General features: G+C 67.8%; 9 protein-coding genes. 1 reads left to right on the forward strand and 8 read right to left on the reverse strand.

Features of this window, described 5'->3' with window-relative positions:
• Positions 1-5 precede the first annotated feature (5 nt).
• The 8 genes from pqqA to AB0I04_RS18990 form a co-directional block, all read right to left on the reverse strand.
• Complete coding sequence (gene pqqA, locus AB0I04_RS18955; RefSeq protein WP_360885999.1) at positions 6-128, reverse strand: pyrroloquinoline quinone precursor peptide PqqA; 123 nt, start codon at positions 126-128, stop codon at positions 6-8.
• Between the two features lie 64 nt (positions 129-192).
• Positions 193-1,980 carry a discoidin domain-containing protein gene (locus AB0I04_RS18960; protein WP_360886001.1) on the reverse strand — a complete coding sequence of 596 codons (1,788 nt, stop codon included), beginning with the start codon at positions 1,978-1,980 and terminating at the stop codon, positions 193-195.
• A gap of 116 nt (positions 1,981-2,096) precedes the next feature.
• Positions 2,097-3,413, reverse strand: coding sequence for a glycoside hydrolase family 27 protein (locus AB0I04_RS18965; RefSeq protein ID WP_360886003.1), 1,317 nt, complete (start codon positions 3,411-3,413; stop codon positions 2,097-2,099).
• The gene (locus AB0I04_RS18970) at positions 3,410-4,933 is read right to left on the reverse strand and encodes a glycosyl hydrolase family 28 protein (protein WP_360886005.1); all 1,524 of its coding nucleotides are present in this window, start codon (positions 4,931-4,933) and stop codon (positions 3,410-3,412) included. Before AB0I04_RS18970 ends, AB0I04_RS18965 begins: the two co-directional genes overlap by 4 nt.
• A gap of 39 nt (positions 4,934-4,972) precedes the next feature.
• Positions 4,973-6,181, reverse strand: a complete 1,209-nt coding sequence (locus tag AB0I04_RS18975) for a glycoside hydrolase family 88 protein (RefSeq protein ID WP_360886007.1) — start codon at positions 6,179-6,181, stop codon at positions 4,973-4,975.
• Entirely contained in the window at positions 6,174-7,934 is a 1,761-nt protein-coding gene (locus tag AB0I04_RS18980; protein ID WP_360886008.1) for an alpha-L-fucosidase, read from the reverse strand. Before AB0I04_RS18980 ends, AB0I04_RS18975 begins: the two co-directional genes overlap by 8 nt.
• Positions 7,935-8,040: 106 nt before the next feature.
• The gene (locus tag AB0I04_RS18985; protein ID WP_360886010.1) at positions 8,041-10,080 is read right to left on the reverse strand and encodes a PQQ-dependent sugar dehydrogenase; all 2,040 of its coding nucleotides are present in this window, start codon (positions 10,078-10,080) and stop codon (positions 8,041-8,043) included.
• Positions 10,081-10,303: 223 nt separating this feature from the next.
• Positions 10,304-11,311, reverse strand: coding sequence for a chitinase (locus tag AB0I04_RS18990; RefSeq protein ID WP_360886011.1), 1,008 nt, complete (start codon positions 11,309-11,311; stop codon positions 10,304-10,306).
• 456 nt (positions 11,312-11,767) lie between these two features.
• Between AB0I04_RS18990 and AB0I04_RS18995 the strand changes: the two genes are divergently transcribed.
• The gene (locus AB0I04_RS18995; protein WP_360886013.1) at positions 11,768-12,439 is read left to right on the forward strand and encodes a FadR/GntR family transcriptional regulator; all 672 of its coding nucleotides are present in this window, start codon (positions 11,768-11,770) and stop codon (positions 12,437-12,439) included.
• The last annotated feature ends 140 nt before the right edge of the window (positions 12,440-12,579 follow it).

Raw genomic sequence — 12,579 nt, forward strand, 5'->3', positions numbered from 1 at the left:
GGGTCTTACCGCGTGGACAGGAAGTACGCGGACGCCTCCATCGACGTCTCGACGATCTCGTAGTCGGGCTTCCTCCAGGTCGTCTGCTCGCTTCCCCGGTGCTTGCCCTTGCCGTGGATGTCTGCCATCGTCACCATCCCTTCGATCGCGGCACATCCGTGCCTCCGGCGGACGGCGCCCGCCGGACGTCTCTCATCGAGCGCCTCCGCGGCCGGTGGGGGAGCCCCAGCCCACGTGGATCTCGTCGATGGCGAGCTTCTTGAAGAAGGCCGGCACGCTCTCGGCGGCCCAGGTGCTGTCGACCTCCAACTTGATGTACCGCGCCGTGGTGGCCGTCGGCAGATCGATGAAGCGCACCGCCTTCGCGCTCTCCAGCACCCCGGTCTTGACCGGGTCGCCCCAGGTCACGCCGTCATCACTGACGTAGACCCGGTAATCCTTGATGCGAGCGGAGTCCTCTTTGCGGCCGAACGTCTCCCGGTTGTGGGTCGGGGAGTTCTCCCGCTGGTTGATCGCCAGGAAGCGGACCGGGCCGCGCCGCCGCAGGTCGAGGGTGATCGAGACCGGCACGGTGGCGTTGGCGTCCCAGTAGTTCAGGTAGCTGCCGTCGGTGAGGTTCGCGGCCGGGTGGCCGTCGGCGGACGCGGTCGCGGTGGCGGCGACGTGCCGGTACAGGCCCTCGCGGCCGGCCAGGTCGACGCGGAACGCCGTGTCGTACCGGTCCCAGTTCGTAATGCCGGAGATGGTCACCCGCCCGTTCGCCTGGGTGAAGGCGAACCGGCGCCCGGTCCGTACGTCGGTCACGCGGGCGACGCGGTAGCCGTTGTCGCGGACGGTGAGCGTGTCACCCGACGGCCGGGTCAGGACGTGCAGGTAGTTCCGGAAGGGGTCGGCCTTGGCGACCGTGACCGTGCCGTACGCGCCGTCGTTCCAGGCGCCGGGCTGCAGCCCGCCGTACATGTACCCGCCGCCCTCGGTGCCGTGGATCGACTCCCAGATCGGGTCAAGGTATTTGTCGAGGAAGTCGTTGAAAGCTTCTTGCTTGGCGGGAAATTTCCCGTTCACCATCGCGGTCTCGGCGATCAGGTTCTTGATCGAGGCACCGGCGTTGGTGATGTATCGCCCGACGCTGAGCGGGTAGTCGATGTCGGAGTCGCTGCCGTCGTACCACCAGGCGCCCTTCGTGGGCAGCTTGAAATCGGCCTCGGTCAGGCGCGGCATCGGCGTCCAGGTGGCGGCGGGATAGTCGTACGCCGGGGTCATGCCGGTCTTCTGCTCGTTGCTGACCGTGTCCATGATCGGCGTGTCCTCGTTGTTGTTGGACAGCAGCATGTCCGGGCGTTCCTTGCGGATCAGCTCGTACAGGCCGTTCTGCTCCCAGTACTCGTTGTCGTTGTCGATCCAGAACCCGGACAGGCCCGGGTAGTTGTGCATGACCTCCACGAAGTTGTCCCAGCTGAACTCGCCGAAGCCGGGCCGCGTCGTAAGATCAACACTCTTGCCCTTGTAGGCCGAGTAGGCAGCCGAGTCAAGCCATTCGTGACCACTTTCGTCGTGCCACTTCGGATCATCGGTCATGTAGAGGATGACCCGCAGGCCCTTCGCGCGGGCCGCCGTGATGAGTTCGCCGAGGAAGTCGCGCTTGGTGCTGCAGCTGCCCGGGATCTTCGACGGCCAGGGCCGGGAGTAGCCGAGCCGGCTGTGGAAGCTGGCCAGCACCAGGTACGACGCGTGCAGCTTCCGCGCCTCGCGCACCCAGTAGGCCGGGTCCCAGCCGCCGTCGGTGACCGCCTTCTCCCAGGCGGCGCAGTCGGTGTAGCCGGGGCTGGTGCGCATGCCCCAGTGCAGGAACAGCCCGGCCGTGGAGTTGCGCAGCCAGATCTGGCGGGGGTTGAAGAGCTCGGCCCGTGCCGAGGACGTCACCCCCATGGTGAGGGCGAGGGCCAGGACGGCGAGCAGCGCCGCCGCTTTCGAACGCATCGTCGGTCGCTCCCAGGGATGAGCAGTTTCATGGGTACTCGGTTTCGGACAAGGTGGGGTGGACCGGCCGTCGCGAGGGGCTGGGACGGCCGGTCCACCACGGGCAGATGGACGGTTCAGAGGGGATGGGCGCGGACCAGGCGCGTCTCTCCGGGCCGGAGGGTCGCGCTGTAGGAGTCCGCCACCGTTCCGGTGGTCTTTCCGCTCCACAGGTCGGTGACGGACGCGCTGCCGGAGAAGCCGACCTGCGACCAGGTGACGCTGACGGTGGAGTTGCCGGAGGTCCCGGTGTTGAACAGCGCCACGACGTAGTCGCCGTTCGACTCCTTCTTGCGCCAGACCTGCTTGACGCCGCTGTTCACGATCCGGCTCGCGGCGACGCCGTCCTGGTCGACGCCGATCAGCCGGTCGTTGGTCAGCATCGCCTTGTCAGTGCCGTCCAGGGCCGTCAGGTCGGTGCCGAGCAGCAGCGGCGAGGCCGCCATCGCCCACAGCGTGAACATCGACCGGCGCTGGTCGGCGGTCAGGCCGGCCTGGTCACCGTTGCCGATCTCCAGGGAGTCCAGGTCGTTCCAGCCGCCCGGCCCGGCGTACTGCTGCCAGGACGCGGCCGTCCCGAACCGGCTGGACACGTGCGACCAGTCCGTCAGCGGGTAGCCGCTGCCGTTGGACCCGGACCCGCAGTAGCACTCGACGTCGCCCTGGGTGCGCCAGCTGTTGGCCAGCTTCTTCCACGTCGTCGCGTTGGCGATGGGCAGGTTGTTGGACAGCGCGAAGTTGATCGGACGGCCGGTGGCGCGCAGCGCCTTGTCCCACGCCTGGACGTCGGCGACGTCGGCGCTGCCCACTCCGTCGATCTTGAGGTAGTCGACCCCCCACGCGGCGAATTGCTTCGCCCACGAGTTCACGAACTCCTGGGCGCCCGCCTTGGAGTAGTCGATGTAGTACATGTTTTTGCAGTTGTAGTTCTTCTCCGTCTTGGACGTGTCCGCGATGTCCTTCGCGTGGTACGACGTGCCCTCGATCGGGGTGTTCTTGGTGACGGCGTTCTTGGCGATGCCGGGCGTGACGTAGAAGCCGAACTTCAAACCATCGCCGTGGATGTGGTCGGCGAGCGACTTGATGCCGGACGGGAACTTGGACGTGTCGACGGCCCAGCGGCCGTACGAGTCGACCGTGAAGCCGTTCGAGTCGCACTTCTGCCAGAAGTCGTCGAGGTTGATGTAGACGAAGCCGTGGTCCTTCAGGCCGCTGCTCGCGAGAGCGTCGGCCTGAGCCTTGATCTTCGCCTCGGTCGGCCAGCGGCGGACGAAGCTCCAGCTGCTCCAGCCCATCGCCGGCCGGACCGACAGGCCGTTGTCCGACGCGTGCGCCGCGCCCGGCACGGCCAGCGTGGCCGCCGCCACGGCGAAGGCGGCGAGACGGGCTCTCATCGCCGGCTCCCGCACGTCTGGGTCGAGCCGCCGCTGGTGGCGACGCGCAGCGACCCGCCGGAGGTGTTGACGCTGTTCGTCGCGCAGTAGCCGGTGATGCCCTGGAAGAGCAGGTCGGAGGGGCTGTCGCCGCCGCGCTGCGCGGTGAAGTGGTCGAAGCTGATCGCGCTGCCCGCGTTGGCGATGACCGCGGGCCGGCCGTCGTCCTTGGCGAACCGCACCGAGCTGTTCACGAACTTGATGTTGTTCGCGTTGTGGATGTACCAGCCGTACGCGGGGCGGGTGCCGATGCTCTTCGGGTTGTAGTCACCGCTGTCGCTGGGGACGCCGGTGCCCATCGTGCCGTTCCCGCCGGGCACGGTCAGGTTGACGCCCGTGAACGTCACGTCACTGATCTGGTTGCCGCCGGACTGGCCCCAGATGGTGGGGCTGAAGGACGGGCTGACGCCGGTACCGGTGATGTTGTCGAACGTGATGCCCGAGATGTGACCGACGCCGGGGCTGTTGCCACAGCGCTTCCGGGTGCCGACCTTCAGCATGATCGGCGAGTGCACGCCGGACATCGTGATGTCGCTGTAGTGGACGTCGGAGATGTTCGCGCCGTCCATCGACACCATGCCCAGCCCGGACTTCTCCGCGCCGGTGATGGTGATGTGGGAGAAGTTGTAGTCGGTGAAGTCGCCGCAGGTCTCCGAGCCGAACATCAGCGCGTTGCAGCACTTGGCCGACAGCTTCGAGTCGGTGACGGTGACGTGGCCGCTGGGCAGCTTGGCGCCGAGCGCGTAGTCGCTCTTGAACGGCAGCGCGTCGTCGTTGGCGGAGATGTTCGCGTTGCTGATCGCGACGTTGGTCGTGCTGATGACGTTCCAGCCGTCGCGGTCGCTCGACGTGTCGATCGTCAGGTGGTCGGACGTGACGTGGTCGCAGCCGTTGATGAGCGCCGCGAAGTGGCCACCGCGGCGCAGCGTGATGCCGCTGAGCGTGAGGTTCGTGCAGCGGGTCAGCGAGATGATCTTGTCGGCCTGCCCGCTCTTCGGGTTGCCGGTGATCAGGTTGCCGCCGCCGTCGATCGTCCCGGAGCCGGTGAACCCGATGTTGGTGAGCTTGTCACCGTAGATCATCGCGTCGTGGAAGTGGCTGTGCCCGTAGTCCTGGTACTTGTCGTTGGAGTTCGACTCGGCCTTGTCGTAGCCGGTCCCGCTCGCGCCCTTGATGGTCGAGCCGGAGTCCAGCTGCAGCGTGACGTTGCTCTTCATGTGGATGGTGCCTGCGGACTTGTACGTCCCCGACGGGAAGCGCACGGTGCCGCCACCCGCGTTGTTGGCCGCGGTGATGGCCTTGTCGATCGCCGAGCTGTCGTTGGCGCTGCCGTCGCCCTTCGCGCCGTAGTCCTTGACGTTGAAGGTGCCGGCGGCCGCGCGGGTCGCGGCGAGCACGGGCGGCTGCACGAGCCCGAGGACGGCGACCAGCCCGATGAGGGCCGCGAGTGCCTGGACGAGATGTTTCAGTGGGATCTTCATGGCTCTTTCCGAGAGGAGGCGGGATGGGGGAGCCAGGGCTCAGCGGGCGGCGCCTTCGGTCCGGATGAACTGCTCGTTCATGATCAGGAAGGCGCCGAGGCCGTGGAAGTCGTTGGTCGCGCGGGTCCGGCCGACGTAGTAGGAGTACGAGCCGACGTTCGTGCCGACCGAGATGTCGGTCAGGTTCGTCCGGCCGTCGCTCCCCAGCGAGATCTTCTTCAGCACGCCCTGGTAGGCGCGGTCGGCGACCGCCTTGTAGTGCGCGTCGACGTAGCCCTGCTCCGCCGCCCGCGACAGCGCGAACGCGAACATGCTCGAGCAGGACGTCTCGGTCCAGTTGCCGGACTGCGAGCCCTTGTCGACGACCTGGAACCAGCGCCCCGTGGCCGGGTCCTGGTAGCGCTCGAGACCGGCGGCGAGGTCGCGCAGGATGGTCAGCAGCTGCGGCCTTCGCGCGTTGGACGCCGGGACGGCGTCCAGCACGTTGACCGTGGCCATGGCGTACCAGCCGATCGCCCGGCACCAGTGCTCCGGCGCCAGGCCGGTTTTCGGGTCCGCCCAGCTCGCCTTCTTGGACTCGTCGTAGGCGTGCCGCAGCAGGCCGTTCGAGACCTGCAGGTGGGTGCCGTACGCCACGAGCTGCTTGGTCGCCTCGTCGTCGGTGTAGGCGGTGTCGCCGAACTCCTTGCCGTACTCGACGAGGAACGGGTTGACCATGTACGCCCCGTCGGCCCACAGCTGGTGCGCCCGGCTGCTGGACGTCCCGTGCCAGAACGCGCCGTCGGAGTTCCGCGGGTAGGTCTTGAGCCGGTTCCGGATCTTCGCGGCGGCGGTCTGGTAGCGGGCCTCGCCGGTCTCGTGGTGCAGCAGGACGAGGATCCGGCCCGCCTGCATGCTGTCGAGGTTGTCGAAGCTCTGGCCGATGTTCCCCTTCGCGTCGACGAAGCGGTCCGCCCAGCTCTTGATGTAAGACAGGTACTTCGCGTCGTGGGCGCGCTGGTAGACGAGGTACTGGCCGTACAGGTACAGCCCGACCGGGTACGACCAGCCGCCGATCTTGGCCGGGGTGTTCCGCGCGATGGTCGAGTCGACCACCGCCACCGACCAGTCGGTGGCCGCCTTGGCGGTGCGCCCGGGGCGGGTGGCCGACGCCGGCGCGGTGAGCGCGGTCAGCGCCGCGCAGAGCACTGCCGTGAACGCGACGACGGGCCAGCTCGAGCCCAGAATGCGCTTTCTCGGACTACGCATAGTCGGACCCCAGCCACATCTCGTCGATGAGCAGCTTCTTGTAGAACTTGGTGGCCGAGGACGCGGCCCAGGTGCTGTCGACCTCGAGGCGGACGTAGCGCGCGGAGGAGATGCCGAGGTCGATGAACCGCACGCCGCGGGCGCTGGGCATCGTCCCGGACTTCCCCGTCGACCAGGTCTTGCCGTCGGTGCTGGACAGGACCTTGTACGCCTTGATCCGCGCGGAGTCCTCGGTGCTCGACCGCTTGTAGCTCACCGACCATTCGCGCTGGTTGACGCCGAGGTAGGCGACCTTCTTGGCGGAGCCGAGGTCGAGCGTGATGGTGACCGGCAGGGTGCCGTTGTTGTCCCACCACTTCAGGTAGCTGCCGTCGACGAGGTTGCCCGCCGGGTAGCCGCTCTTGGACGCGCTCGCGGTCGCGGTCACGCCGGAGTAGATGCCGGTGCGGCCGGAGGTCTGGACCTTGAAGACGGTGTCGTAGGGGTCCCAGCCGCTGATACCGGTGATGGTCAGAGAGCCGCCGGACTGGCTGAAGCTCATGGCCGCGCCGGTGCGCAGGTTCGTGACCCCGGTGACCTTGTAGCCGTTGTCGCGGACCTTCAGCGTGCTCGTCGACGGCTTGGTCAGCACGTGGATGTAGTGCAGGTTCGGGTCGGTCTTGCTGATGGTGGTGACGCCGTACGCCCCGTCGTTCCACGAGCCGGGCTGCAGGCCGCCGTACATGTAGCCGCCGCCCTCGGTCCCGTTGATCGAGCTCCAGATCGGGCCGAGGTAGGTGTTGAGGAAGTCGTTGTAGGAGGTCTGGTTCGACGGGAACTTGCCGTTGACCTGTGCCGTCTCGGCCATCAGCGACTTGATGGAGGAGCCGGCGTTGGTGATGAGGCGCCCGACGTTCAGCGCCTTGTCGACCGTGGAGTTGCTGCCGTCGTACCACCAGGCGCCGGTCGAGGGCAGCTTGTAGCAGGCCTCGGTGAGCCGGGGCGCGGGGGACCAGGTGGCGGCGGGGTAGTCGTACGCCGGGGTCATGCCGGTCTTCTGCTCGTTGCTGACCGTGTCCATGATCGGCGTGTCTTCGTTGTTGTTGGACAACAGCATGTCCGGCCGGTCCTGGCGGATCTTCTCGTAGAGGCCGTGGTCGATCCAGTACTGGCTGTCGTTGTCGATCCAGAACCCGGCCAGGTCGGGGTAGTTCTGCATGACCTCGACGAAGTTGTCGTAGGAGAACTGCCCGAAGCCGTCGTTGGTCGTGAGGTCGACGGTCTTGCCCTTGTACTTGGAGTACGCGGAGGAGTCGAGCCACTCGTGGCCGCCCTCGTCGTGCCACTGCGGGTCGTTGGTCATGTAGAGGATGACCTTCAGGCCCTTGGCCTTCGCGGCACTGATCAGCTCGCCCAGGAAGTCGCGTTTGGTGGTGCAGCTGCCGGGGATCTTGGACGGCCAGGCCCGCGCGTACCCGAGCCGGCTGTGGAACGACGCGAGCACGAGGTACTTCGCGTGCAGCTTCTGGGCCTCGCTCACCCAGTAGTCCGCGCTCCAGCCGCCGTTCGTCACGTCGGACTCCCAGGCGCTGCAACTCGTGTGGGCGGGGCTCGTCCGCAGCCCCCAGTGCAGGAACAGCCCGGCCGTGGAGTTGCGGAGCCAGTCCTGGCGCGGGTTGGTCAGGTCGGCCCGGGCGGGGCCGGCCGTGGTGGTGAGGGTGAGGGCGAGCGCCGCCAGACCGGCGGCCGGAAGGCGCAGTGATCGTCGTCGCATGGGCGGGGTTCTTCCTGGGTGTGGGAGGTTGACCGGCAGAGCCGGGGTGACCGCGCCCCCGGGCCCCTGGCGCACCGGGGACGCGGTCACGTATTCGGGGGAAGGGCTACTTCAGGTCGATCCGGAACACCTTGTCCGAGCCGTCGGCCTGGTTCCCGTTGTTGTCGCAGTTGGTGGTGGACAGCCACAGCGCGTTCTTGCCGGGGATGGTCTCCACGGTCCGCAGCCGGCCGTACGTGTTCACGTAGTAGGCCGCCGGCGTGCCGGTGGTCGTGCCGTCGACCGGGATGCGCCACAGCCGCTGGCCGCGCAGCGCCGCGACGTACAGGGCGCCGTCGGCGTACGTGATGTCGCTGGGCGAGGCCTGCGCGACCGGCCACTGCACCTTCGGGTTGGTCATCCCGGCGGTGCTGCACTTCCCCTCACAGGTCGGCCAGCCGTAGTTCTTGCCCGGCTCGATGAGGTTGACCTCGTCGTAGTTGCTGTTGCCGAACTCCGCCTCCCACAGGCGGCCCTGCGGGTCCCAGGTGATGCCCTGCGGGTTGCGGTGCCCGTAGCTGTAGACGAGCGTGCCGAACGGGTTGCCGGGTGCCGGCTTGCCGTCCGTGGTCATTCGCAGGATCTTGCCGTTGAGGGAGGTCTTGTCCTGCGCGAGGTCGGGCGTCTGCGCCTCACCGGTGGTGGCGTACAGGTAGCCGTCCGGGCCGAACTTCAGCCGCCCGCCGTTGTGGTAGCGGTTCTTCTTGATGCCCTGGACGAGGATCTTGTAGCCGCTCAGCGAGCTGCCGTCGTAGGTCATCCGGACGATCCGGTTGCCCTCCGAGGCCGTGTGCATGATGTAGACGTAGTGGTCGCTGCTCCAGTTCGGTGAGACCGCGATGCCCAGCAGGCCGCCCTCGCCGTCGGTCGTCATGGCGTTCGGCACGGTGCCGACCTGGGTCTTCGTGCCGCTCTGGGTGAGCTTGAAGACCTTGAAGGAGTCGCGTTCGGTGATCAGCGCGGAGCCGTCCGGCAGCCAGGACATTCCCCAGGGGATCGTCCAGCCGGACGAGACGGTGGTGATGGTCGAGGGCACGCCGCCGCCGGACGAGGATCCCGTCTTCACCGTCACCGCGTTGCTCGCGTCGGAGACGTTGTTGCCGGCGTCCTTCGCCTTCACGGTGAACGTGTAGGAGGTGTTCGCGGCCAGGCCGTTGATCGTCGTGGAGGTGGTCTTGACTCCGGTGACGATGGCCGTGCCGCCGCTGTAGACGTCGTAGCCGGTGACGCCCACGTTGTCGGTGGACGCGTCCCAGGCCAGGGAGACGCTGCCGCTCGTCACACCGGTGGAGCGCAGGTTCGCCGGTGCGGTCGGCGGCTGCGTGTCGTCGGTCGCCGCGGTGGTCACCGTGACGGAGGTGCTGCTGGGCGACACGTTGCCCGCGGCGTCCCGCGCGAACACCGTCAGCCGGTACTGCGTCTTCGGCGTCAGCCCGGTGATGGTCTTGCTCGTCGCGGTGCCGGCGGCCTCGGAGATCTTGTTGCCGTCGTTGTAGATGTCGTAGGCGGCCACGCCGACGTCGTCGGTCGAGGCGTCCCAGGCGAGCGTGACGCTGTCGCTGGTCACTCCGGTCGAGTGGACGTTGCCCGGGGTGGTCGGCGCCTGCGTGTCGCCGCCGCCCGTCGAGCCGTAGACCTGCAGCTCCTGCAGGGAGTAGCCGTAGCTGCTGGTGTTCCGGCAGCGCTTCGTGCCGTACACCCGGACATAACGGCCGCTCGCCTTCAGGCCGGTCAGGTCGTCCGTGCCGCCGTCGCCGGAGGTCGTCGAGTAGACGTCCGTCCAGGTGGAGTGGTCGCCGGAGGTCTGCACGCGGTACGCCGTGGCGCACGAGGCGTCCCAGACCAGCTTGACCTCGCTGATCTGCGCGGTCGCGCCGAGGTCGACGTAGATCCACTGCGGGTCGGAGTCGCGTACGCTCGCCCACCGCGTGGAGGTGTCGCCGTCGACGGCGTACTTCGCGGCGTACCCCGATCCGCCTTCCGAGGACGCCGTCGTGGATTTGTTCTGGCTCAGCAGCACGGGCGCGGCCGCGTGCGCCGAGGATGTACCGATCAACAGCCCGGCGCCGAGCGCGCCCGTGCCGAGCCAGGCAAAGGTTTTCTTCATGATCCTGCCGCCGCTCTGCGGAAAGATGGGATCTTTGCTGGAAATCTAACAGCGACCTTTCCGCTGTCAATGACTTGTTGGATTTTGGTAGATGCGTGTCTACCGGGTGTTCGATTGGTGGTCAGGTGGCCGGGGCGGGTGTGTCCAGCCATGGAGGTTCAGGCAGATACATTGGATGTATCTGCCCGGCGTGCCTCACGCGGAGGCACGCCGGGCGAGGGCGTCAGCCCGTGTACTGGGCGAAGATCTTGGAGTAGGCGTAGGCTGACTGGGACACGCCGCTGCACGAGTCGCCGGCGCTCTCGCCGGAGCCGCACTTGCGGTCGCGGTTGACGGCCCAGAAGGTGAGCCGCGCGATGTGGTGGGACTTCGCGTACGACAGGATCGTCTGGAAGTCGCCGGTGCTCACGGTCTCGTCGGACTCGTCGGTCTTGCCGTTCATCGACGAGATGCCGATGTGGGAGTAGGCGACCGAGTCGCTGTACCCGTACGCGCTCTTGACGGCGTTCTTCAGTCCGTCCGCGGCGGCGGTCGTGACGCTGCCCATCGAGCCGCTGTGGCTGCCGAAGTCGAACGGCATGATGGTCCAGCCGTCAACGGCGAGCCCGGCCTTGGCGCCCCGGTTGATCAGCGACTTGCCGGTGGAGTCCGGGCCGCTCGGCGTCGTGCCGAACGTGATGTACGTCTTGATCCCGGAGTTCTTCGACTTGACGGTCTTCAGCGCGTCGATGACCCGCTGCTGCACCGTCCCGTTGGAGAACTCGGTCGACTCGATGTCGATGTCGATGGCCTTCAAGCCGTAGGCGTCGATCACCTTCTGGTACGCCCCGGCGAGGGCGGAGGCGCTCGAGCAGTGTTCGCCGAGCTTGTTCCCGCTCCATCCGCCGAACGAGACGACGACGTCGCCACCCGCGGAGCGGATGGAGTTGATGGCCGTCTTGTCGGAGCCGGTGAGCGAGCGGCTGCCGTCCCACTTCGGGTTGCAGCCGCCGTCCGACAGGACGAAGGCGAGGGTGAGCCACTTGACGCCGGTCGCGGACAGTACCGAGGCGGGCGCCTGGGGGTTCCCCCAGCCAAGGTACTCGTAGGGGGCGACGGCCACGCCGGGGGAGGCGGCGGCGCTCGAGGGAGCGTCGGCGGTCGGAGTGGCGTGGCCGGGCGCGGCGAGGGCCACCTGGGCGGCCGTCATGGCGGCGGCCGCGGCGATCAGGGTGCGCGGGGCAATGGGCACGGTCGGTCTCCTTTCGCCGACGCGGTACGCGGCCCCCGACGCGCTCCCGGTCGGCAATGTCCGAGTGCGGTGTTGGTTAGGAAACCTTCCTAACCGACGACTGCCGATGTCACCACCGTCCGGCCTATTCCGTCAACCCCCACCGCGCGTGTGGCCGGTGTGGGCCACATGGCAGGCTCACGGGTTTGCTCAGGGATCCCTAACGTTGCGTAGCGGTGGCCGGCATCGGCCCAGGGCCTGTCGCGAAGTTGGACAGCGGGGCTTCGAGACAGGCCCCAAAAGGAGCGGCACTGGGCGCGGGCTTCCTGCACGCCCACGTCACCCCGCCACGGTGGGCGGATCGCCCAGTCACGACACACAACATGACCACGGATCTCTAAGCTGATCAGAGACGTTGGGAACGCGCAACGGCCCGGTGGCGTTCACCGGGAGGAGCCGGTAGGGGGAGGGGCGACGATGCCGATCACGGATGACGCGATCGAGAAGATCAAGGGAATGATCGTGTCGGGTGAACTGCGGCCGGGCGACCGCCTTCCCAAGGAGGCGGACCTGGCAGCCCAGCTCGGGCTGTCCCGCAACTCCCTGCGGGAGGCCGTACGGGCCTTGTCCCTGGTCAGGATCCTCGACGTCCGGCAGGGCGACGGCACGTACGTCACGAGCCTGGAGCCGAAGGCGCTGCTGGACGGCCTCAGCTTCATCGTCGACCTGCACCACGACAAGACCGTGCTGGAGTTCTTCGAAGTGCGCCGGATCCTCGAGCCGGCGGCCACGGCACTGGCGGCCCAGAAGATCAGCTTGGAGACCATCGACGCCCTGCGCGACCACCTGGCCAAGGTCACCGACGAGTCCGCCGTGGAGGACCTGGTCGAGAACGACCTGGAGTTCCACCGCCGCATCGCCGAGGCCGCCGGCAACTCCGTGCTGTACTCCCTCGTCGACACCATGTGCGGCCCGACCATCCGGGCGCGGGTCTGGCGCGGGCTCACCCAGGAGGGCGCGCTGCGGCGCACCCTCGACGAGCACCACGCCATCCTCGACGCGCTGGCCACCCGGCAGACGGACGTCGCGCGGGCGCTGGCCACGGTGCACGTCGCCGGCGTGGAGCAGTGGCTGCGCAAGGCCCTGTGAGCCGCCGTTCGCGATCCGGCGAAGAAAATCGAGAGGCGTTGAACCACGCACCCGGCCGGGCGCGTACACCCTGTCGTCACCGGGACCGCCGGCACCGGATCACGGGAGGGATGACGATGGGACTGCTCCGGCATGTGCGC

Source organism: Actinoallomurus sp. NPDC050550, from assembly GCF_040655075.1.
GTDB lineage: Bacteria > Actinomycetota > Actinomycetes > Streptosporangiales > Streptosporangiaceae > Actinoallomurus.